The following is a 23491-nucleotide window of genomic DNA, read 5'->3' on the forward strand; positions in this document are numbered from 1 at the left end:
GGCGCGCGGCGCGCGTCGTTCAGCGCGGCCAGGGCCGGTTCACGCCGATAGCGGGCTTCGATGAGGGCGAACGTGCAGAAGAGCTTCAAGGGAATCCCGTGGTGGGGCTGGGCATCGGCCGCGGTGCTGTATGTCGGCGTGGCCGGCGCGGCCGTCGATTTCGCGTGGGAACGTGCGATCGACGCGCTCGAGGAGGCCGGCGCGCACCGGCTCGACCTGTACGCGTCGAGCCTGAAAAGCGAGCTCGGCCGCTTCGAGATCCTGCCCGGCCTGGTCGCGCGGCAGGACGGCGTGCGGGCGATGCTGAAGGCCGCGCCGAACGATGCGCCCGAACTCGTGCATGCGGTGAACACCTACCTCGAAGCCGTGAATCGCGACGCGGGCAGCGGCGCGGTCGACGTGATCGATCTGCAAGGCGACGTGATCGCCGCCAGCAACTGGAACGAGACGATCAGTTTCGTCGGCACCAACGTGTCGTACCGGCCGTACTTCAAGGACGCGCTCGCGCGCGGCAGCGGCCGCTTCTTCGGCATCGGCACCAACACCGGCGTGCCGGGCGTCTACTTCGCGAGCGCGGTGCGCAGCGACGGCGTGCCGATCGGCGTGGCCGCCGTGAAGATCAGCGTCGACCCGCTCGAATCGGCGTGGCGCGCGCCGGGCGTCGCCGCACTGGTGGTCGACGGCAACGGCGTGGTCGTGATCTCGACCGAGCCCTCGTGGAAATTCACCGCGCTGCGCCCGATCACCGCGCAGCAGCAGCGCGACATCCAGGCGTCGCGCCAGTACGCGGGCCGCACCGTCGACGCGCTGCCCTATCGCCGCATCGGCGACCGCAGCTCGGCCGCCTGGTTCGGCACCTTCCCCGATCCGCACCACGCCGGCCGCACCGCGCGCTATCTCGTGATGTCGCGCCCCGCGCCGCAGGCCGGCGATTCGCTGATGGTGCTGCTCGACATCGCCGGCGCGCGGCGCCAGCAGCAGACCGCGTTCGTGTTCGTCACCGGCGCGTTCCTGATCGTCGCGCTGCTGGTCGGCTATGCGATCCAGCGCCGCCGGGCGATCATCGCGCGGCTGAGCGCGCAGGACGCGCTGCGCCGCGCGAACGACCGGCTCGAACTGACGGTCGCGCAGCGCACGGCCGCGCTGACGGCCGCGAACGAGCGGATGCAGCGCGAGATCGACGAGCGCGAACGCACCGAACAGCGCCTGCGCGCATCGCAGCAGGAAGTCGTGCACGCGGGCAAGCTCGCGGTGCTCGGGCAGATGGCCGCCGGCCTCACGCACGAGCTGAACCAGCCGCTCGTCGCGATCCGCACGCTGTGCGACAACGCGCGCACGTTCTTCGAGCGCGGCCAGCCGGCGCCGGCGCTCGCGAATCTCGAACGGATCGGCAAGCTGGTCGACGGCATGGCCGTGCTCACCGGCGAGCTGAAGACCTTCGCGCGCAAGCCCGACGTCGAGCGCGTCGCGGTGTCGCTGAACGAGGCCGTCGCGCATGCGCGGCTCATCTACGAAGCGCGCATTCGCGACGAAGGCGTGCGGCTCGACGTGAACATCGCGCCCGGCACGGTGGTATCGGCCGAATCGAGCCAGTTGCAGCAGGTGATCGTGAACCTGCTCGGCAATGCGCTCGACGCGGTGCACGACGCGCCGGTGCGCCGCATCGTCATCGAGGCGGCCGAAGCGGACGATGCCGGCCGCGTGCGCTTCACGGTAGCCGACAGCGGCGCCGGCATCGCGCCCGACGTGCTGCCGCACCTGTTCGAGCCGTTCGTCACGACCAAGCCGCGCGGCCAGGGCCTCGGGCTCGGCCTCGCGATCACGTCGCGCATCGTCGAGGCGTTCGGCGCGAGGATCGCCGCGACGAACCGCGACGAAGGCGGCGCGCAGTTCACCATCGAATTCGCGGCGGCGACGCCGCAACAAAGGACAGAGCATGGAAGATGAGATTCGGGTGCTGGTCGTCGAGGACGATGAAAACGTCCGGATCGGCGTCGAGCAGGCCGTCGCGCTCGCCGGGTTCCCGGTCGACGCGTTCCCGTCGGCCGCCGACGCGCTCGCGCACGTCGCGCCCGGCGCGCCGGTGGTGATCGTGTCGGACGTGCGGATGCCGGGCATCGACGGGCTGCAGTTGCTCGACCGCGTGATGGCCGTCGATGCGCAGATCCCTGTCGTGCTGATCAGCGGCCACGCGGACATCTCGACGGCCGTCGGCGCGATGCAGGTCGGCGCGTACGACTTCATCGAGAAGCCGTTTTCGTCGGACGTGATCGCCGGCCGCGTCGCGCGCGCGGTCGAGAAGCGCCGGCTCACGCTCGAGGTGCAGGGGCTGCGCGCGGCGCTGAACAACTGGCAGGGCATCGAGGCGTTCGTGCTCGGCAAGTCGCCCGCGATGGCCGACGTGCGCAAGAAGATCCTGCGCCTCGCGGATACGTCGGTGTCGGTGCTGATCACCGGCGAGACGGGCACCGGCAAGGAGCTGATCGCGCGCAGCCTGCACGACTTCGGCGGCCGGCGCGATGCGCATTTCGTCGCGCTGAACTGCGGCGGTCTGCCCGAGCAGGTGTTCGAGAGCGAGCTGTTCGGCCATGAAGCCGGCGCGTTCACCGGCGCGATCAAGAAACGCATCGGCAAGATCGAATGGGCGGATGGCGGCACGCTGTTCCTCGACGAAATCGAGACGATGCCGATTGCGCTGCAGATCAAGATGCTGCGCGTGCTGCAGGAGCGCGTGATCGAGCGGCTCGGCGCGAACGAACTGATTCCGGTCGACTGCCGCGTGATCGCCGCGTCGAAGGCCGATCTGGCCGAACTCGCGGCCGACGGGCGCTTTCGTGCGGATCTGCTGTATCGCCTCAACGTCGCGCAGATCGAATTGCCGCCGCTACGCGAGCGGCGCGAGGACGTGCCGCTGCTGTTCGAGCATTTCGTGCTCGCGGCCGCGCGGCGCTTCGGGCAGCCGGCGCCGGTCGTCACCGCCGCGCAGGTGTCCGAACTGATGACGCATGCGTGGCCCGGCAACGTGCGCGAGCTGCAGAACGTGGCCGACCGCTTCGTGCTCGGGTTGACCGGCGACAGCCTGCTGTCGTCCGGCGGCGCGCCGACGGCCGGCGGCACGCTCGCGGAACAGCTCGCGTATTTCGAGCGGATGCTGATCGAGGACATGCTGCGGCGTCACGGCGGCAACGTCGCGGACGCGAGCGAGGCGCTCGGCATGCCGAAGAAAACGCTCTATCACAAGCTGCGCCACCTGCGGATTCCCGCGCGCGGCGACGCCGCGGCCGACGGCGGCGAATGACGCGAATCGAGGACACGCACGACAGCATGGATCGCATCGACATCAACGAACGCGGCCGTCTCCACGGTCATCTGATTCGCGGCGTCACGCACGCGCGGAAAACCTTTCGCCCGAGCGACTGGCCCGAGCGGCTCGCGGGCGTCATCACGCTGTTCGTCGGCGAACGGCGGCCCGGCTATCCGTGCGCGCTGTCGCGGCTCGCGATGCCGGTCGTCGACGGCGGCGTCAAATGCCTGTTCGTGTCCGACGAGTTGCGCGACGTGTGCGCCGATGCGTTCGAGTTCGCGATGCGGTTTGCGGCGGACAATGATTTGCCGGTCGAGGTTCGGAGCGCGCCGGTGTTGACGGTGCGCTGACCGGCAACCTTCCCTTTCCCGAGGCCAAGGTGCGTGCAGGCCGTCGCACGCCCTTTCAGCGTCGAAATGATTCGTCGGATGACTGAAAGCTTCGGCGCATGACCACGCTCCGACAAGGGTTTCCGGCGCAGCCATCAATAAAATTGATCGTCGCGATGAAAATTATGCGTTTTCCTTGCAGCTCGCCGTGATGCATAGTTGCGTCGTGTTGACGCACCTTTGAGTCTTTCAGTCATGAACATGCGAATCGAGCCGTCCGTGCTCGCGAACCCCGACCTGCAATTTGCGACGCTGTCGTCAGGCATCAGCCTGCCGTATGTCGAGCGGGGCAGCGGCGCGCCGATGGTGTTCGTGCACGGCTCGCTGTGCGACTACCGTTACTGGGATCCGCAGCTCGCATCGCTGTCGGCACACTACCGCTGCATCGCGCCGAGCCTGAGCCACTACTGGCCGGCCGTCGAAGCGGGCATCCAGGACGAGTTCAGCTGGCAGAACCACGTCGACGAGCTCGCCGAATTCATCGACGCGCTCGATCTCGGCCCCGTGCATCTGGTCGGTCATTCGCGCGGCGGCAGCGTCGCGTTCAACGTCGCGCGCCAGCATCCGCACCTCGTCGAGTCGCTGACGCTCGCCGATCCGGGCGGCCCGCTGCAACAGCCGGGCGTGCGCGAAGCCGCATTGCCCGCCGCCGCGATCGCGCTGCGCACGAAAGCCGTGAACCTGATCGAGCAAGGCGACGTCGAAGCCGGCCTCGAGATGTTCGTCGATTCCGTGAGCCTGCCCGGCGCGTGGAAGAAGAGCACATCGCGCTTTCGCACGATGGCGATCGACAACGCGAGCACGCTGCCGAAGCAACTGCGCGATCCGCTGCCCGCGTATTCGGCCGAAACCGCAGGCGATATCGCCTGCCGCACGCTGCTGATCGACGGCCAGCGCAGCCCGAAGATGTTCCGCCACAACGTCGACACGCTGTCGCAGTGGATCGGCAATGCACGACGGCAGACCGTCGCCGGCGCATCGCACGGAATGAACGCGGCAAGCCCCGCCGTGTTCAACCGTTACGTGCACGAGTTCGTCGCCGCGTAACGTCGCGGGCGGCCGGCGCGCCGCCCGTCTTTCCCGCTCGTCGCACTACCCGCGACCGAACCGAAACGACGTGCGCCGCCCGCATCGAATCGTTTCGTACCCCTCGGCGTCATGCCACCAATGCGGCCCCGGCGCACACACGCGGCCCGGTAAGCATCGAGTAAGCATCGCGGCCTACAGTGGGTTCGCTTACGCGATGCCATCGCGGCATCGAATCGCATTTCGGGAACCGCTCGCCAGATCAGACGAAAGGAGAACGCGTGATCAGCCGGCCAGCCATGAGGGACGTCTGCGCGATTGGGCCGAACGGAAGCCGCGTCAGTTGGCATCCGCCGCACAAGTGGAGAAGGCAGCCCGTCGCGCCGTCGTTCGCCGCGGTCTCGATCGAGCACTACATCGCCAGCGCCACGGAAATCGTCGATCTGGAGACGACCGGCCCGATCCTGGGTATGTACCTGCAGGCGCCGACGACGCTCGAGCTGCGCACGAACACCGGCCGGTGGGCGCCCGCCCGCGTCCGCGGGCCACTGGCCTATGTTCCGCCCGGCTTCTCGTTTTCCGGCCGATGGTCCGATGAAATCGAGTGGATCAGCGTCCACTTCGAACCCTCGTGGCTGTCGCGGACGGGGCTGCAAAGCGACGGCTGGTTTGCGTCGGGCGCGCTCCGGATGGACGTGATCGACGACCTCCTCGCGCAGATCGTCCGCAGCCTCCATGAAGACGCCGTCGCGGGGATGCCGCAAGGTCCGACCTATGCGGAAGCGCTCGGGTCCGCCGCGCTGCATCGCATGTTGCACCTGGAGTCGCGGCCGCAGGCGAAGCAATATGCGCATGCGGGCATGATGCGCAAGGCCGGCGAGTACATCAGGGATCATTTCCGCGGCCCGCTGACGCTGATGATGGTGGCCGAGGCTGTCGGCTACCCGGGCGATCTCTATTCGTTCATCCGGAGTTTCAGAAAAGCCCACGGACTGACGCCGCACCAGTACATCATCGAGAGCCGCCTTCAAGCCGCCCGCCGCCTGATCGAGCGCGGCGCATGCGACGTGACGGAAGCCGCGCTCGACTGCGGCTTCTCGTCGGCCAGCCACTTTTCGGCGACATTCCGCAAGCGGTGGGGCGTGTCGCCATCCGCGCTCAAGCCGCGTGCCGCGACCGCTATGCCAGCGGAAGCGAAAGAATCCACAGGCCGCTGATCGTCAATGCGATCGTCAGCACCAGCAACGGCAACTGGCCGACGGTCGCGCTTCCGGCCGGACGGCCGCTCCGGACGGCAATCGCATGCGTGAGCATCACGCTCACGATGTGCCCGGCGAGAATCAGGAGTACCTGCGCATGCCAGACGTATCCGACGTCGATGAGCGCCTGGGCCGCCGACACCTGATCGGCCGCCGTCGCCGCCGGCAACAGATTCCACCCGAGTCCGAGCGGATCGGATGCGAGCCGGACGATCTGCCGCCCCTGATCCCAGAACAGCGTGAAGTAATGGCAGACGTTGTAGAAGAACGCGATCGGCAGCAGTAGCAGACAAAACTGCCGCGAGAACGACGCCCCGCCCGACGACGACCGCGAACCGATCGCGCCCAGCGTGCAGCAGCCGCGGAATACCAAGTAGTACGCGATGCCGACGATCGCGAACGCCAGCCATTGCCATGTCAGCAGGATTTCCGCTGAAAAAGCGTAGTCACGGCCCAGCGACGGAAACAGACCGACGACGTGCGGATAGATGCTGCGCCAGAAGAACGCGTGCCACGTAGCCGTATCGCGCAAGCCGTCGTAGGCCGTCGACGACAGCATGAACGACAGCAAGGCGACGACGCTGGTACCCGCCGGCCCGTCGCGCGACATGTCCACAATCGGGTTTCTCGATTCCACGATCACGTGACGGTGCGCTGTCCAACGCCATTTCAGCGGTGACAACTTCGCGCATAGCCGGCACAGCACGCCGAACGTATCGCCGTGGGCGAGCCAGCGCTCGCGCCCGAAGCAGAACGCGCCGATCAGCGCATAGGCGACATACGCGACGAGGAACAGACCGACGTCTCGGGGGCGCCCCGCACCGAACAGTTCCAGCGCGATGAGCGCGATGTAGCCGCCCAACGCGGGCCACGAGGCAAGATGTTGCGGATAACGATAGCGCCCGCATTCCAGGATGGGGAAACAGCGCGCGGCGATTCGCAACAGCAGCGCAAACGGATTGGTGAACGCATAAACGTCGCCCAGTATTGCGCTGACATACAAAGCGCCCAGATAGAACCAGATCCAGAAGCCCGACATCGCCAGGTTCAGGAACGGATTCGCGGTTCCCGCGAGGCCGGCAACGATCAGGATCGCGACGAATGCCGCACTCGCGAGTTGCCCTGCGTTCACAAGGAAAATCGGAATTCTCACCGCCTTCGTCCACGTTCCGGATCGCCTTCCCGGCTCGGGCACGCGCGTGCCCGACGCAAACGCCAGGATCATGAAGGACGCCAGCAGCGTGCCCGTTGCGGCATAGGCATACAGCCACAACGGCACCGGGAGGTAGTACGGGATATTCCACGCGTGGGCGCTCGCGCCGGTCGGCATGCAGAGCACGATCCACGCGAGCCCCGTGGGCGGCCATCCTCTTTTGCGCAATGCCAAGCCTTCGAAGTGACCGCTCGCGCGCGCCGTTCGATGCACGATATCGTCACGCATCTCGACCTCTTCCCGATCAGTAGTCGGCGGACGAGACCCACCCCGTCACCTTCCAGCCGGCCCCATTGCGCTTCTCCGACACGATCCCCACGGTGTCGTACGGCGCGTCGAGCAATTTGACGAGTGCAACGGCGCGCGGGTTGCCGGCGCTCGAGCGCGGTAGCGCAAACACGAGGAAAGGCAGGACGGGGGACGGTTTCTCGCCTTCGACGATCAGCGGCAGTACGGCGTCGTTCAGTGACCTGAACACCTCGAACGAGGCGCGATCGTGCGCAGGCGTGGGCGAATGCGTCGTCGAATGCGGCAGCCCTTCGACGGCCAGATGAGCGCCGTGATCCCTCAGTCTCCATTCGACGAGCGCATCGACCAGTGCATCGTCGGGCTTCTTCCCGCGCTCGGCCGAAATCGCAGGCAGCCAGCGCTTGTCGACCGGCGACGTCGTGACCCAGTCGACGAAAAAGCGCGTGTAGAAATCGACGACGTCCTTGTCGACGCCGGCCTGCGTCGCCGACGGCAGCGGCACGGGCAGGTCGCGCCGCCCGTGCCATCGGACGGCCTTCCACGCAGGCCCGTCGGGCAGGCTGATACCGTCGAGAAACGACGTATCCGCGATGCCGTTCGCGACGAACCAGTCCGACTTCGCGCGCTTCGTTCGCGCGGCGACGAAGCCGGGAAGCCGTTGCCGGACCTGATCCCACGGTGCCGCCTTCCGTGCCGCTCCATCTATGTTCGGATACCTGATCATCTGGAGATAGGTCGCCCGCGCCATCTCCTCCGCATCGGCGGGCCGACGCCAGGTCAGATCCGCCGCGTGGCTCGACGGCGTGCGTCGATCGAGCGGCGCCGCCATCGCCAGGCCGGCATCGCACGCGATGCCTTCGCGGCTCCAGTCCGGAACGGACGGCACCCCGCGATGCGCCCACGAATCCTGCCAGCCATGGAGCGCGCGGCCGAATTCGCCGAGCATGAACGCGGCCTTGCCGCCGCCGGCCTTGCCGAGCGCCGCGTCGACAGGCGCCAGCGCAGCCGGCCCGCCGGGCACGACTACGCTTGCCCGCGCATCGGCCGGCACGCTGCGCGCGCCCGGATAGTGCCGAGCCTGCGCATCGACGGCATCGGGGACAAAGCGCGACAAGCACGCGTACTGCAACGGCGACGTCATGTACTCGATCGATCCTGCGTCGATGCGTTGATCCGCGAGCGCAATGGCCTCGGCGTCGCGCGGCGCGAAGCCGGCCTGCCGGGCGAGCCACAGCGTGAGGCCGAAGTGCACGTCGGCCTCGAAACCGGCACACGTCAGCGGCATCGCGAATGCCATCGCGCAAACCAGCAAGCCGCGGCGAAAGCGCATCAATTGCCGATCTCCGTTGCCTTCGTGCTTTCAGGGAACGGCCAACTGCCGTTCTCGAACGACAGCACGAGCATGCCGTTGTCCTGGCACGCGGTAGTCAGGAGATGACGATCGAAATCGAAATCCAGACGCGACGCGCACCAGTCCGGCCCGCCCGCACGGTACTGGCCGAACATCAGATGCGCCGAGCCCGCGCCGGGCGACTTCACGGAAGCCGGGTTGTAGTACGCGATCTCCTTCGGCTTCGACGGATCGCGAATGTCGAAAACGCGAATGCCGGAGTTGAAGTAACTGCACGCGAGCGCGGTCGCATTCTGCCGATTGTCGACGCTGCAGTAGTGCGCGCCGTACGTGAACGTGGTCAGGCCGGCGATATCGGGCATGACCTTGCTGCAGTTCGCGATCGCGTGCGTTTCGAGCCGGAGCTCCGACACGAGTCGCGGCACGGCTTCGTTGGACATGTCGTAGATGTGCCCCATCGGGAACGGCGCCACGCCGGCATTGCACGCGGCCTTGACGGCCGTTGCGCCCGGATCCTGGATCCCGCCGCCCCCGCCCTCGTCGACTTCGATCAGATACGGCTTGCCCGCCACGGCGAACGAGATCGTATGTTGCGCGATGCTGCCGTTCCGCACCGGCACGGTCGCGATCCGGTGCATCTGCGCATTGGGACGCCGGCTCTGCACTTCGCTGGTATCGACGACGAAAAAGCCGTTGTCGCCGGTCGCGTTCGCGTCGTTCAGCGGCGGCGCACTCATGCCGACGGCCGCGCCGCCGTTCCCCGACGCGACGAAGTACGCCCGCGTTCCGTCCTGGCTCACCGACAGGCCGTGCGAGAAGCTGCCCATGCCCAGATCCGACAGGCTGATCGCGGCAATCATCTTCGGCCGGGTCGGCACGGTCAGGTCGACCGCGTAGTAGCTTTTCGTGAAGGCGCCGCCGACGTAATAGGTCAGCCCGTCTGGTGAAAATCCGCCTTCGTGACCGAGCGACCGGGTGGCCGGTACGATGCCGTCGTCCTCGCCCGTGCCGACAGGCACGCTCGCCAGCAACTGCGGCCGTTTGCAATCCGAAGCAATGTCGTACAGGTCGATCTCCGGGCCGCCACCGCCGCCCAGGCCGTTGTCGGCGGCGAGGATCCCGCGCGCGACGTTCACGCGCAGCGACTCCCACGGATCGATCATCGACGTGGACGTCAGCGAGCTCACCCGCACCGGCTGCGCCGGGTTGGTGATGTCGATCACCGGCACGCCCGGGTTCACGCGCGGCGGCGCATCGGGATTGTTGAACAGCGCGCTCGCGCCCATCGTCGCGTGATAGAAGCAGGTCTGGCCTTTCCTGTCGGTATACGTGGCGGCCGACCACGACGCGCCTTCGCCCTGAACCTGGCTGACGCGTTTCAGGTTGCAGTTGAAGCCGCCGAATCCGGCCTGTCGAAGCGCGGCCGGCACCTGCCCCTGCAGCGCGGTCTCGGGCGTATCGCCCGGGCTGCAGCTCGGCACGCGCGGCACGACATAGTCGGCCACGGACACGCCGGGCGTGGCCGCCGGCGTGTCGTCGGCCTCTCCGCCGCAGCCGGCCAGCACGAACATGCAGAGCGACAGCGCGAACGCTGCGCGAATCGGTGATTGCATCGTTGTCTCCTTCCGTCTCTTTGTCGTGGTGAAAATGCGCTGCGGTCACGGCCCCGGATAGATTTCGATCACGGCGACCTCGATCGTGTCGCCTGTCCGGCTGTGGAAATGCAGCGAGAAACGCCCGGTGATGCCGACCGGGAGAATGTCCAGCGACTGCACGCTGCCGGACGCGCATGCCGCCAACGCGCCCGGTATTTCATGCGCCATCAGGACGCCGGTTTCCCGCGCATGCACGTCGATGTGCACCGGCACGCCTTCGCGCATCGCGATCACGGGTCGCGCCCACGGCGCCCTGTCGCGGTCAACGTCGACGGAGAAATGCCGTTGCTCCGGCGGCACCGGCGATGCCCGCGACGCATGCCTCGCGACGCCGTATGCCAGCAGCAGCGTCGCCGCGAAGGCGATCCATGCCGGCCACCGGCCGCGTGACGGCCGGTGGCCGGCCTCGATGCTCGTGCTTCGTTCCATCGGTACTCACGCCACGCGAGGTGGCTCCGTCAAACCGCCCGCCCATCGGGTGGATTCGATATCGATGGATGGTAGTGAGCGGTGCCGCGACGAGATATCGGCTTATTGCGGACTGTCGAAAAATTGCGTACCGAGTAACCCGAGTCGTTGCGACGAATGAAGCGCGGCGCCGATGTCGCTTCGGCCGGTGCAGGGACAGGGAGCGGCACCCCGGCACGACGGCCGGCCGGGAAATCGCATCGCGGCAGGCGGCCCGTCAGCGGCACACGGGGCGCGCCCGCGCGGCAGACGAACGTGACGGCACGACGCAGGCGACGGACTGAATACGACGACAATCGACCGGTGTGGCGGCGACCGCCGCCACACCATCGGCCAACGTCGAACGGCTTGGCCGCCAGTCGCGCTTAGTGTGCTACCGCCGCCCCCTGAATCGAGTCGACGAGCGACGCGTTGTCATAGCGCCGTCCGGCTATTCCCCATCCGCCGTCGACCGCATGCACGACATTCACCCACACCTGCGCCGGCGTCAGCCGCCCGCGAGCGCGGTGCAGCACGATCCCGGTCGCCCGTTCGACGAACAGTCGCTGCTTGTCGGGCGCCGCGAGCGCCACCGCAGGCAGCTTCAATTCGACGAACGCGGCGGGCTGCGCGCGCCCCTGCACGAAGATGCGGTCGCGCGGCAGCACGTTCAGCGTGCCGATCACGTTCGGCGCCAGGAACGCGTTCCCGGTCAACCCCTCGACGTCCAGCAGCGCATCGGTCAACTCGGCAAACACCGGTCCTTCGTCTTCTTGCGTGAAAACCCCTTCTGATACGGTCAGCGTAATCGGCATCGCAGTTTCTCCAGGTCAGGTCATCAGGATCGTGACGTGATATAAGTATCAGTCACTCTCTATACATTAGACACTGATCGCTCTCTATGCAAGCAATAAAGAGCGATCGCTCTGAAGCGAGCCCGTCATGCGTTATTCCGCCGAGCACAAGCACGAAACCCGCACCCGCATCCTCGAAGCCGCGAGTCGCCTGTTCCGCCAGGAAGGGTATGGCGGCTCCGGCATCGGTCCGTTGACGAAGGCGGCCGGCGTCACCAACGGCGCGTTCTACGGGCATTTCAAGTCCAAGGGTGAAGCCTTCCGCCAGATCGTGCTCGACGGCCTCGACCAGCTCCGGCATGGTGTCGCAACCTTCAAGGCCGAGCATGGCGCCCGTTGGCGGCGCCCGTTCGTAGCGTTCTACCTGGGGCCGCGACGCACCTGCGCACTCGGCGAAAGCTGTGCGCTGCCGAGCCTGTCTCCCGAAGTGATGCGCGCCGACGACGACACGCGCGACGCGTATGAACACGCGCTGAGGCAAATCGTCGACGAAGTGTCGTCCGGGCTCGGCGATACGCCCGACGACGACCGCGCGATCGCGTTTCTCGCGCTGCTGTCCGGTGGCGTCACGCTCGCGCGCGCGGTGCGCGATCCCGAACTCGCGCAGCGCATCGCCGATGCGGTCGGCCGTTACGCGGTCGTGATCGCCGAGCGTACCGACGTGCAACCCGAACCACGGTCATCGCGCGCCGACGCCTGAGCATCGCCGCTGACGACTGCGCCCCTCAACGCGTGCGCTTCGCACGCGCGGCCGTTTCCCGGTCGCCGATCAACGTAATCCCGTCGTGGCGCTTCACGAAATGGCGCAATACCGCGAGCGAGTTGGTCGTCAGCGTCGGATGAAGGCGCTGGGCGGAACTGACCGCTGGTTGCCAAACGCGGTGCAATAAAAAAGGTAAGGTTCTTCGTGGATTTCCGTGGACGCCGCCTTCCGGCCCGGAACGGTCACTTATCGATACGTTGCTCGAAAAGTCAGCGGACAAGCAGTCCGGACACGCGCGCCCATACCGCCCGAACGCGTCGCGCGCGATCCTCGAAGAGATAGGAGGCCGCAAGCGCCAGGAGACCTGAAATTGCCCCCGTCACGATGTGCTCGACATAGGGGATACGGTAACGACTCGTGTGCGAGTACGCGTCGCCCAACGTCGTCAGGACGCCAACGACCAGCGCATTGCCGTATCGATGCGCATAGAGCTTCCCCACCGGCGTGAAAGTCAGAAGCACAGCCAGGAGTCCGGTCAGCAGACCCGTATGAAATGCGATGGTCCAGTGGGGAAGGCTCGTGACATTTCCCCAGCTCCCCGGCATGCAGGTCATGCACGCAGTGGTCGGCTGCCAGAAACGCTGAACAAACAGTCTGACGCGGTGCTTCCACTCGGTTGACATGATGCATTCCCATCGATGCCGTCGCCGCGGCCGGCGCCGCCGCACGTGTCGTTGAAGCCGTTTCCGAACGCGCTTCAACGAGCTTGCCGTCGCCGTCACGGAGGGATCGGCTGTGCGCCGTGACGGCCGGGCATGATCCCGGCATGGGGAAATACTACTCCACGATTAGACGGCCGCCGTGTCGACCGGGAGCGGAATTCAACGCTTGCATCCATCGGGGCGGCTCCGTCCGTGATACCGTCGAACGATGCGCTTACGCGCGAAGTCGACGGCATCGCCCCCCGGGCTGCCGGCCGTGCGGCCGGAATCGCCCGGCCGGTTCGGGAAGTCCTCCGGCCGCACGGCCCGGATCAAGCCAACGCGCGAACCGCCCCCGATACCCGTATGCTCGCGCCGGTTTCCGGGGAGATTTGCACATGGATGCGGCTGCGCATCCCCATGTCCTCGCCCTGAATGATGTCGAGCGGGCCATCGCGCAGCCACCCCGCATCCCGAAGATAGCCGGCCAGGGCCGCCGCTGCCGCTCCCGTCGCCGGGTCTTCGTACACCCCTCCCGCCGCAAAGGGATTGCGAGCGTGAAACAGCCGTTGATGCTCTGCGTGCACCAGCGCGATCGTGGCGAAGCCGTGAGCCAGCATGAGTTCGCGGCCGACATCGAGGTCGTAGTGCATTTCAGATAGACGCGCGCGTTCGGCCAGTGCGAGGACGAGGTGCTTTGCACCACCACGCGCAATCGCAGGGGGCAGGCGCGGATCGAGGTCGCGGTGTCGATAGTCGAACAGCGCCAGTGCATCGCGCACGAGATCGGGCGGCGCCGGCTCGCTATGGGTGGGCGGCGACTGCAACGCAGCGACCAGCGCCGTACCGTCACGACGCCCCTCGACCGTGATTTCCGCGTCGTTGAGACGCAGATGAAACAGCCCGTCTCCTTCACGCCGGGCAAGCGCAGCGCCCAGTGCGATGGTGGCATGTCCACAGAAGGGAACCTCGATTTCGGGCGCGAAATAGCGTACCCGCCACGCATCGCCGAGCGGCGCCGCGAAGGCCGTTTCGGAATAGCCGACCTCCGCGGCGATTGCCTGCATGGTGGGAGCATCCGGCAACACCGCGCAAATCACGACACCGGCAGGATTGCCGCCGGCATTGCCATCGGCGAACGAGGCCAATCGTTCGACGGGGAAAGGGCTGAGCGGCGAAACAGGGTGTTCTGTCGTGGTCATTTGTTGGTCCCCAGTGGTAAATGAATGCGCGGCGAAGAGTTGGATCCGTTTCCAGGCGATTTTCGCATCTTCACATCGACGATACGAATCCCGGGCACGACCAGACCCGGGCACGACCAGACGGCGCGACGGCCGCGCTCAGGCTGCCGCTGACGCTCGAATGTGTGGGCCTATGCCTCTGGCGAGTGACGCATGACGGCCAATCGCTGCCGCTCCTCCCTGAAATTTTCGACGACTCGTAAAAAACCCCGACACGCAGACCTGAGCCTGCATGCCGGGGTTTTTCGCTTCTCGGCCGGCGAGCGACGCATCGCCCGCCGCTCGCGCTCACCGCGCAGCCATATCCTCCTTACCGGTCGCCGCGCCGCCGACCGCCGTCGGCGCCGCGCCCCACCCGCCGCCGAGCGCGCGGATGAGGTTGACGGTCGACACGGCCTGCGCACCGGTAAGCTGATTCGCCTGCAACTGCGACTGCAACACCGACCGCTCGCTGTCGATCACGTCGAGATACGCGACCTCGCCCTCCTGGTACTGCGTACGCGACAGCTTCGCCGCCCGGCGCGACGCGTTGACGGCGGCATCCTGCGCGCGGATCTGGTCGTCGAGCAGGCGCAGATCGGCGAGATTGTCCTCGACCTCGCGGAACGCGACGAGCACCTGCTGCCGGTAGTTCGCGACCTGTTCGTCGTACTGCGCGCGCGCCTGCTGCACGCCGGCCGCCCGCCGCCCGCCGTCGAACAGCGGCAACGTCAGCGCGGTGCCGGCGAACGGCCCGAGCAGGAACGTGCGGCTCGACCACAGGAACAGGTTGCCGAGCGTCGACGCCTCATAGCCGAACGACCCGGTGATATCGAGCTTCGGGAAGTACGCAGACTTCGCGAGCCCGATCCGTGCGTTCGCGGCCGCCATCGCGCGCTCGGCCGCCGCCACGTCCGGGCGGCGTTCCAGCAGCGCGGACGGCAGGCCCGGCGGAATCTTCACCGCGACCGGCACGATCGGCGTTTCCTTGAACGCGAAATCCGCCGGCGCCTTGCCGAGCAGGATCGCGAGCGCATGCTCCGACGCCGCGCGCCGGCGCGCGACGCCGACCGCATCGGCCTGCGCGCTGGCCAGTTCGTTCTTCGCGCGCGACACGTCGAGCTCGCTGATGTCGCCTTCGTTGAAGCGGCGCTGCACGAGCTTCAATGCCTGTTCGCGCAACTCGACGGTGCGGCGGTACAGATCCTGGTCCGAGTCGAGCTGACGCAGCTCGAAGTAGTTCTGCGCGACATCGGCCTGCAGCGCGAGCTGTACCGAGCGGAACAGCGCTTCGCTCTGCGCCTGGTCGGCACGCGACGCCTCGACGTTGCGGCCGACGCGGCCGAACAGGTCGGCTTCATACGACACCGTGCCCTGCGCGCGCCACAGCGTCGCGTTGGTCGGGCCCGTGCCCTGCGGCTGGAACTGCGACGCCGACGACAGCCCCTCGCGCGTCGGCCCGAATCCGGCGCCGATCTGCGGGAACCATTGCGAGCGCGCCGAACGCGTCGCCGCACGCGCTTCCTCGACCCGCGCGGCCGCGGCCTTGAGATTCTGGTTCGCGGCGAGCGCCTGCGTCTCGAGCGAATCGAGCACCGGGTCGCCGAACACCTTCCACCATTCGCCGCGATGTTCGCCGTCCGACGGCTCGGCCGTCTTCCACGTGCCGGCCTGCTCGCCGGCGGCGAGGGTCGGCGCTTCCTTGAACGCGGCGGGCGCCGCCGCGTCCGGACGCTTGTAGTCTGGGCCGACCGCGCACGCGGCGAGCAGCGTCGCGAGCAGAGTGCTCGCGGCCGCCACCTTCGCGAAGCGCATCAGGCCGTTCGTATCGTGCATGTCGTTCATTTTCTGGTCCTCAAGCATCGGGCGCCGGTACACCGTACCCCGTCGAATCCTTGCCGGCGACGTGGATCTTGCCGCCCGCGAGCGTACGCAGCACGACATAGAACACCGGCGTCAGCATCAGCCCGAACAGCGTCACGCCGAGCATCCCGAAGAACACCGCGACACCCATCGCATGGCGCATTTCCGAACCGGCGCCCGTCGACGTGACGAGCGGCACCACGCCCATGATGAAGGCGATCGACGTCATCAGAATCGGGCGCAGCCGCAGCCGGCTCGCCTCGATCGCGGCCTCGAGCGGCGTCCTGCCGTCGTGTTCGAGCTCGCGCGCGAATTCGACGATCAGGATCGCGTTCTTCGCCGAGAGCCCCACCAGCACCATCAGGCCGATCTGCGTGAAGATGTTGTTGTCGCCCTGCGTGAGCCACACGCCCGTCAGCGCCGACAGGATGCTCATCGGCACGATCAGGATCACCGCGAGCGGCAGCGTCAGGCTTTCGTACAGCGCGGCGAGCACGAGGAACACGAGCAGCACGCTGATCGGGAACACGTACATCGCCGAATCGCCCGCGAGGATCTGCTGGTACGTGAGGTCGGTCCACTCGAAGCGCACGCCGCGCGGCAGCGTTTCGTGCGCGATGCGCTCGACCGCGGCCTGCGCCTGCCCCGACGAGAAGCCGGGCGCCGGGCCGCCGTTGATGTCGGCCGCCGTGTAGCCGTTGTAGCGCACGACCATTTCCGGGCCGAACGTCGGCGTCACCGTGACGAGCGACGACAGCGGCACCATCTCGCCCTTATCGTTGCGTGTCTTCAGTTGCAGGATGTCGTCCGCGCGCTGGCGGAACGGCGCATCGGCCTGCACGCGCACCTGGTACACGCGCCCGAAGCGGTTGAAGTCGTTCACGTACAGCGAACCGAGATACACCTGCATCGTGTTGAACACGTCGGTCACCGGCACGCCGAGCTGCTTCGCCTTCACGCGATCGAGATCGACGTTGAGCTGCGGCACGTTGATCTGGTAGCTCGTAAACAACGGACCGAGTTCCGGCGCCTGCTGCGCGCGCTTGATGAAATCGTTGGTCGCATCCGACAGCTTCGCGTACCCGACCGCGCCGCGATCCTCGATCTGCATCTTGAACCCGCCGAGCGTGCCGAGGCCGAGCACCGGCGGCGGCGGGAACACCGCGACGAACGAATCCTTGATCGCGCCGTATTTCTGGTTCAGCGCACCGGCGATCGCGCCGGCCGACAGCGCCTTGCCGTGCCGTTCCGAGAACGGCTTCAGCGTGACGAACACGATGCCCGCGCTCGAGCTGTTCGTGAAGCCGTTCACCGACAGCCCCGGGAACGCGACCGCGCTCTCGACGCCCGGCTGCTTCAGCGCGATCGAACCCATGTCGCGGATCACCTTCTCGGTACGATCGAGCGACGCACCGTTCGGCAGTTGCGCGAACGCGATCAGGTATTCCTTGTCCTGCGCGGGCACGAAGCCGCCCGGCACGACCTTCGACACCAGCACCGTCGCCCCCACCAGCACGAGGTACACGCCGAGCATCAGCGTCTTGCGCGACAGCACGCCGCGCACGCCGCGGCCGTAGTTCTCCGCGCCGCGATGGAACACCTTGTTGAAACGGCGGAAGAAGCCGCCGAGCACACGGTTCATCACGCGCGTGAGCCAGTCTTCCTTGTCGCCGTGGCCCTTGAGCAGGATCGCGGACAGCGCCGGCGACAGCGTCAGCGAGTTGAACGCCGAGATCACCGTCGAGATCGCGATCGTCATCGCGAACTGCTTGTAGAACTGGCCGGTCAGGCCCGACATGAACGCGAGCGGCACGAACACGGCGACGAGCGTCAGCGCGATCGCGATGATCGGCCCGCTCACTTCCTGCATCGCCTTGTAGGTCGCCTGCCGCGCGGTCATCCCGTTCTCGATGTTGCGCTCGACGTTCTCGACGACCACGATCGCATCGTCGACCACGATCCCGATCGCGAGCACCATCCCGAACAACGACAACGCGTTGATCGAATAGCCGAACGCCAGCAGCAACGAGAACGTGCCGACGATCGACACCGGCACCGCGATCAGCGGAATGATCGACGCGCGCCAGGTCTGCAGGAACACGATCACGACGATCACGACCAGCGCGATCGCCTCGAGCAGCGTGTGCACGACGGCCTTGATCGACGAACGCACGAACTGCGTCGGGTCGTAGACGATCTTGTAGTCGACGCCCGCCGGCATGTCCTGCTTCAGCTCGGCCATCGTCTTGCGCACTTCGTCGGAGATCTGCAGCGAGTTCGCGCCCGGCGACTGGTTGATCGCCATCGCGACGGCTGGCTTGTTGTCGAGCAGCGAGCGCAGCCCGTACTCGGACGCGTCGAGCTCGATGCGCGCGATGTCGCGCAGGTGCGTGACGCCGCCGTCCGGCGTCGTCTTCACGACGATGTCGCCGAATTCCTCTTCCGTCTGCAGACGGCCGCGCGCATTCACCGACAGCTGCAGCGGCGTGCCCGGCAGCGACGGCGATGCGCCGATCACGCCGGCCGCGACCTGCACGTTCTGCTCGCGGATCGCCTGCACGACGTCCTCGGCCGACAGCCCGCGCTGCGCGACCTTCTGCGGATCGAGCCACACGCGCATCGCGTAGTCGCCCGAACCCCACAGCTGCACTTGGCCGACGCCCTGGATCCGCGACAGGCGATCCTTCACGTTGATCAGCGCGTAGTTGCGCAGGTAGGTCATGTCGTAGCGGTTGTCCGGCGAGATCAGGTGAACCACCATCGTCAGCGTCGGCGAGCTCTTCACCGTGGTGATGCCGAGCCGCTGCACGTCTTCCGGCAGGCGCGGCAGCGCCTGGTTCACGCGGTTCTGCACGAGCTGCGTGGCCTTGTCCGGATCGGTGCCGAGCTTGAACGTGACGGTGATCGTCATGTTGCCGTCGCTGTTCGCCTGCGACTGCATGTAGAGCATGTCCTCGACGCCGTTGATCTGCTCTTCCAGCGGCGACGCGACCGTCTCGGCGATCACTTTCGGGTTCGCGCCCGGGTACTGCGCCTTCACGATCACGGAAGGCGGCACGACTTCCGGATATTCCGAAATCGGCAGCAGGAACATCGCGATCACCCCGCCCAGCAGGATGACCACCGATAGGACTCCTGCAAAGATCGGCCGGTCGATAAAGAATTTGGAAATGTTCATGTGTGGCTCTGTCTGGTTGAACGCGGATGCGAAGCGGGCGCGCCGCTTACGAATCCGCCTTCGCCGGTGCGGCCGGCTTCGCGGTGCTCGCGAGCGGCGCGGCCGGATCGTCGCCGCCCGTCATCGGCACCATGTGCGGCTTCACCTGCTCGCCGGGGCGCACGCGCTGCGTGCCGTTCACGATCACGCGATCGCCGGCGGCCAGGCCGCTGACGATCACGCGCCGGTTGCCGTGCTGCATCCCCGGCTGCACTTCGCGATACGACACGCGGCCCTGCTGGTCGACGACGAACACGAACTTCTTGTCCTGGTCGGTGTTGATCGCCGCGTCGTCGACGAGCAGCGCCTCGTGCGGCGCGCTGCCGCCCACCTTCACGCGCGCATAGAGGCCCGGGACGAGCGTGCCGTCCGCGTTGTCGAAGCGTGCGCGCACGCGGATCGTGCCGGACGACGTGTCGAGCCGGTTGTCGACCGAATCGATCTCGCCGCTGCGCGAATAGCCGGTTTCGTTCGCGAGGCCGAGCTCGACCGGCACCTTGCGGCCGCTGCGCGCGCCGTTGATGTATTGCAGGTAGGTCTGTTCGTCCGCGTCGAACGATGCGTAGATCGGCGACACCGACACCAGCGTCGTCAGCGGCGCGGCCGACGCGCCGGCCGACACGACGTTGCCGAGCGTGATTTCCGCGCGCGACACGCGGCCCGATACCGGCGCGGTGATGCGCGTATAGCCGAGATTGATGCGTGCCGTTTCCAGCGCGGCTTCGGCGGCCTTCAGGTTCGCGCTCGCCTCGCGTGCCGCGTTCTGCTTTTCGTCGTAGTCGCGCTTCGCGATCGCGTTGTCGCCGATCAGCCGCTGCGCGCGCTGCCAGTCCGTCTGCGCGTAGCCGTTGCGCGCCTGCGCGGCCGCGAGCTGCGCGGCGGCGCGGTCGACTTCCGCCTGATACGGGCGCGGGTCGATCACGAACAGTACGTCGCCCTTCTTCACGAGCGCACCGTCCTTGAAGTTCACCGCGACGATCGTGCCCGACACCTGCGGGCGCACGTCGACTTTCTCGACCGCTTCGAGACGGCCCGAGTAGCTTTGCCAGTCGGTCACGGTCTGCGGCACGACGGTCGCGACGTCGACTTCGGGCAGCGGCGCCGCCGCTTTTTCGGGTGCGTTCGCGTTGACGCGCATCGCGCCGAACGTGCCGAGGCCGACGACGGCGAGCGTGACGATCGCCGCGGTCGCGATTCGGGAACGGGTGGTGCGTAGGATGGCCATGTGGATCTCCGGTAAGCGTGGATTGGTCTGGTTATTCGGAACGGTTCGGCTGGCGCGCCTGGAAGCGGCACTGGAAGAAGCGCACGGCTTCCTCGAACGCGGCTTCGTGCGTGGCGAGCGCGGCGTGCGTGATGTCCGGATAGCGGATCACCTGCGTAAGCACGCCCGACGAAATCAGGCAGCCCGCATATTTCTCCGCTTCGACGTGCAGCACGTCGTTCTGCGCGGTGACGACGAGCGTCGGCGGCAGCCCCGCGAGGCGCACCGATTCGATCGGCGCCGCGTACGGGTGCATGCGTTGCGCCGCCTGCGGCAGGTATGCGCGATAGCAGGCCGCGCATTCGCGCGCGGTGATGTCGGACGCGAGCCGCTCGGCGTCGCCGATGCGCGTCATGCTCGGGTCGAGCATCGGCCCGAACAGCGCCTGCGCGACGATCGACACTTCGCCGCGGTCGCGTGCGATGAAGGCCAGGCAGTTCGCGAGCTGGCCGCCCGCGTCGTGCCCCGCGACCCCGATCTTCTTCGGATTGCCGCCGAACGCGCGGGCGCGCGTCGCGGCCCAGACGGCGGCGCGATACGCATCCTCCGGCGCGGCCGGAAAAGGAAAGGCCGGCGCGAGCGAATAATCGACCGACACTACGAGAGCTGGTAAGCGTTCTGCTAAAAAACGCGCGGCGAAGTCCGCATCTTCGAGCGAACCGCGGACGAAGCCGCCGCCGTGGAAATAAAGCACTACTGGCAACCCGGTCTTGTCCGGGCGGCGGTAGAGGCGCAGCACGATGTCCTGTGCGTAGCCGGGAATTTCCACTTCGGCCACCGTCAGCGCCGCGCCCGCCATGGCTTGCGCGGGCAATGCGGCTTTCAGGAATTTGCTGAATTCAGAAGCGTCCATGACGATGCAGCATCCATTTCGAGATGGAACGAATTCTGGGTCCGGCAGACATTGGGATAAATGCCTATAATCCGGCAACACAATTCAACGCCCCCGAACAATCCGAGGCTGCGTTTACCCACGAGGTAGCGCAGCCTTGTCGTTCGCGGGCTCATTAGATTGCGGAGGTTGTGATGGACCGGCTTCAGGCCATGCAGGTGTTTACTCGCGTCGTCGATACAAGCAGCTTCACCAAGGCAGCAGAAACGCTCGGCTTGCCGCGGGCGTCCGTCACGACGATCATCCAGAATCTCGAAGCATTCCTCGGCGTGCGGCTGATGCACCGGACCACGCGCCGGCTCTCGCTCACGCCCGACGGCGCCGCCTACTACGAACGCTGCGTGCGGATCCTCGCGGACGTCGAGGAAACCGAAGCAAGCTTCCAGGCCAACAACCGGAAGCCGCACGGAAAGTTGCGTATCGACATGCCGGGCTCGATCGGGCGGCTGCTCGTGATTCCGTCGCTGTGCGAGTTTCATACGCGCTATCCGGACATCGACCTGCAACTCGGCCTGTCCGATCGGCCGGTCGACCTGCTGCAGGAAGGCGTCGACTGCGTGATCCGCGTCGGTGCGCTGCAGGATTCGTCGCTCGTCGCACGCCGCGTCGGCCTGTTCGAGTGCGTGACGGTCGGCTCGCCCGACTATCTCGAGCGCCACGGCGAACCGCAGACGATCGACGACCTGAGCCAGCACAAGGCCGTCAACTACTTCTCGAGCCGCACCGGCCGCACGATCGACTGGACGTTCCTGATCGAAGGCAAGGAAGTCGAGATGAAGATGGAGGGCATCGTGTCGGTGAACGATGCGGATGCGTACGTGACGTGTGGCGTCGAGGGCTTCGGCCTGATCCAGCCGCCGCTGTTCATGGTGCTGCCGCACCTGCGCGAGGGCCGGCTCAAGGAAGTCCTGCCCGGCGTCAAGCCGCTGCCGATGCCGATCTCGGTCGTGTATCCGCACAGCCGTCATCTGTCGCCGAAGGTGCGCGTGTTCGTCGACTGGATTGCCGAAGTGTTCGACCGGTGCCCGCTGCTGAGCGGCAAGGGCAGCCTCGACGCGACGTGCAGCAAGCGCACGTTCGAGGAAGCCGAGCGCGCGCCGGCGCTCGATACGCCGGTCATCAACGAGTGGGTCGCGTAATCGTCCGACCTCCACGCGCGGGCCGCAGCGCCCGCGCGTCATCCTGCCCGAGCGCGGCCCGGGCACGCCTTTCAAGCGCGGCGCCGCGATCCTTCCCGAATCCGCAGTAAACCTTTGCACGGCGCGCGGCAATCGGCCGCGTGCATCGTTGCGTGTCGTTGCGCGTCGCCGCCGCACCTCCCTGCGAAGCCCGTGCCGCGCGGCTCTCGGCCATTTCCGCATAACCCTGCCGGCGATGCGGATGGCGATTGTTCCACTGACACGACAATTCAATTCGCGTCTGCTGCATTTATCGCGACGGAACGGCAACCTAGAGTAAACCCTGTCGCGCACCTCGTTGCGCATCGAACAGATCCCGCCCGCGGGACCGGAGTCAGCGCTCAGGCGCGCGCTCCGACATCTCCAGGAGTTACGCCATGAACCGCCGCCATCTTCTCTCGGCCCTTGCGCTCACGCTTGCCGTGTCCGCACCGGCCTTCGCCGATTCGGACACCTCGCACGCCGGCGACTCCGGCAACACGTCGTGGTCCGCGCAGCACAACGGCCCGCGTACGCGCGCCGAAGTGAACGCGGAAGTCGAGCAGGCACGCAAGGACGGCACGCTCGCGTACCTGCGCAAGGCGACGTCGTATCCGCAAGGGCTCGAACTCGCGCAAGGCCCGTATCGCCCGACACCGGAAGGCAACCAGCTCGCCGGCGCGGGCCGGTAAACGCGAGACGCCGCGCAGCGGGTTGCCCAGTGCGC

At 67.0% G+C, this 23491-nt stretch carries 19 protein-coding genes; 8 read left to right on the forward strand and 11 right to left on the reverse strand.

What is annotated here, in order from left to right; genetic code table 11:
* The first annotated feature begins 60 nt into the window (after positions 1-60).
* The 5 genes from WS95_RS01050 (at position 61) to WS95_RS01070 (ending at position 5936) form a co-directional block, all read left to right on the forward strand.
* Positions 61-1947: a sensor histidine kinase gene (locus tag WS95_RS01050; protein WP_059821814.1), complete on the forward strand. Its 1887-nt coding sequence runs from the start codon at positions 61-63 to the stop codon at positions 1945-1947.
* Complete coding sequence (locus WS95_RS01055; protein WP_034206063.1) at positions 1937-3298, forward strand: sigma-54-dependent transcriptional regulator; 1362 nt, start codon at positions 1937-1939, stop codon at positions 3296-3298. Before WS95_RS01050 ends, WS95_RS01055 begins: the two co-directional genes overlap by 11 nt.
* A 26-nt stretch (positions 3299-3324) precedes the next feature.
* Positions 3325-3654 carry a DUF3579 domain-containing protein gene (locus WS95_RS01060; protein ID WP_059821930.1) on the forward strand — a complete coding sequence of 110 codons (330 nt, stop codon included), beginning with the start codon at positions 3325-3327 and terminating at the stop codon, positions 3652-3654.
* 234 nt (positions 3655-3888) lie between these two features.
* On the forward strand, positions 3889-4740 hold the full coding sequence (locus WS95_RS01065; RefSeq protein ID WP_059780038.1) for an alpha/beta fold hydrolase: 852 nt from the start codon (positions 3889-3891) through the stop codon (positions 4738-4740).
* Positions 4741-5000: 260 nt separating this feature from the next.
* Positions 5001-5936, forward strand: a complete 936-nt coding sequence (locus WS95_RS01070; RefSeq protein ID WP_179950154.1) for a helix-turn-helix transcriptional regulator — start codon at positions 5001-5003, stop codon at positions 5934-5936.
* Here the strand turns inward: WS95_RS01070 and WS95_RS01075 are convergent.
* The 5 genes from WS95_RS01075 to WS95_RS01095 form a co-directional block, all read right to left on the reverse strand.
* The gene (locus tag WS95_RS01075) at positions 5899-7419 is read right to left on the reverse strand and encodes a hypothetical protein (RefSeq protein ID WP_059821816.1); all 1521 of its coding nucleotides are present in this window, start codon (positions 7417-7419) and stop codon (positions 5899-5901) included. The genes WS95_RS01070 and WS95_RS01075 overlap by 38 nt on opposite strands.
* 16 nt (positions 7420-7435) lie before the next feature.
* Positions 7436-8737 (reverse strand): DUF6765 family protein, encoded by a 1302-nt coding sequence (locus WS95_RS01080; protein WP_257139533.1) that lies wholly within the window; start codon positions 8735-8737, stop codon positions 7436-7438.
* A gap of 32 nt (positions 8738-8769) precedes the next feature.
* Complete coding sequence (locus WS95_RS01085) at positions 8770-10404, reverse strand: LVIVD repeat-containing protein (protein ID WP_059821820.1); 1635 nt, start codon at positions 10402-10404, stop codon at positions 8770-8772.
* Positions 10405-10449: 45 nt separating this feature from the next.
* The gene (locus WS95_RS01090) at positions 10450-10875 is read right to left on the reverse strand and encodes a hypothetical protein (protein ID WP_034206057.1); all 426 of its coding nucleotides are present in this window, start codon (positions 10873-10875) and stop codon (positions 10450-10452) included.
* Positions 10876-11279: 404 nt separating this feature from the next.
* Complete coding sequence (locus tag WS95_RS01095; RefSeq protein WP_034206056.1) at positions 11280-11708, reverse strand: hypothetical protein; 429 nt, start codon at positions 11706-11708, stop codon at positions 11280-11282.
* 127 nt (positions 11709-11835) lie between these two features.
* Between WS95_RS01095 and WS95_RS01100 the strand changes: the two genes are divergently transcribed.
* Positions 11836-12447 (forward strand): TetR/AcrR family transcriptional regulator, encoded by a 612-nt coding sequence (locus WS95_RS01100; protein ID WP_059821821.1) that lies wholly within the window; start codon positions 11836-11838, stop codon positions 12445-12447.
* A gap of 272 nt (positions 12448-12719) precedes the next feature.
* Here WS95_RS01100 and WS95_RS01105 read toward each other — a convergent pair whose 3' ends face one another.
* The 6 genes from WS95_RS01105 to WS95_RS01130 all read right to left on the reverse strand — a co-directional run bounded on the left by WS95_RS01105 (position 12720) and on the right by WS95_RS01130 (position 21568).
* Positions 12720-13133: a hypothetical protein gene (locus WS95_RS01105; protein WP_034206054.1), complete on the reverse strand. Its 414-nt coding sequence runs from the start codon at positions 13131-13133 to the stop codon at positions 12720-12722.
* Positions 13134-13483: 350 nt separating this feature from the next.
* Positions 13484-14353, reverse strand: a complete 870-nt coding sequence (locus WS95_RS01110; protein WP_059821823.1) for a PhzF family phenazine biosynthesis protein — start codon at positions 14351-14353, stop codon at positions 13484-13486.
* 327 nt (positions 14354-14680) lie between these two features.
* Positions 14681-16216 carry a multidrug efflux transporter outer membrane subunit OpcM gene (gene opcM / locus WS95_RS01115; protein WP_034206312.1) on the reverse strand — a complete coding sequence of 512 codons (1536 nt, stop codon included), beginning with the start codon at positions 16214-16216 and terminating at the stop codon, positions 14681-14683.
* Positions 16217-16226: 10 nt separating this feature from the next.
* Entirely contained in the window at positions 16227-19412 is a 3186-nt protein-coding gene (ceoB, locus tag WS95_RS01120; RefSeq protein ID WP_034206053.1) for a multidrug efflux RND transporter permease subunit CeoB, read from the reverse strand.
* Positions 19413-19458: 46 nt separating this feature from the next.
* Entirely contained in the window at positions 19459-20676 is a 1218-nt protein-coding gene (ceoA, locus tag WS95_RS01125; RefSeq protein ID WP_034206052.1) for a multidrug efflux RND transporter periplasmic adaptor subunit CeoA, read from the reverse strand.
* Positions 20677-20707: 31 nt separating this feature from the next.
* Positions 20708-21568, reverse strand: coding sequence for an alpha/beta hydrolase (locus WS95_RS01130; RefSeq protein WP_034206051.1), 861 nt, complete (start codon positions 21566-21568; stop codon positions 20708-20710).
* Positions 21569-21741: 173 nt separating this feature from the next.
* On the opposite strand from WS95_RS01130, the gene ceoR reads away from it, so the two are divergent.
* A complete protein-coding gene (gene ceoR, locus WS95_RS01135) occupies positions 21742-22746 on the forward strand; it encodes a putative multidrug efflux transcriptional regulator CeoR (RefSeq protein ID WP_034206050.1) in 1005 nt (334 codons plus the stop codon).
* Positions 22747-23162: 416 nt separating this feature from the next.
* A complete protein-coding gene (locus WS95_RS01140; RefSeq protein WP_034206049.1) occupies positions 23163-23456 on the forward strand; it encodes a DUF4148 domain-containing protein in 294 nt (97 codons plus the stop codon).
* Positions 23457-23491: the final 35 nt, after the last annotated feature.

It is taken from the genome of Burkholderia sp. MSMB1826 (assembly GCF_001526325.1).
In the GTDB taxonomy this organism is placed as follows: domain Bacteria; phylum Pseudomonadota; class Gammaproteobacteria; order Burkholderiales; family Burkholderiaceae; genus Burkholderia.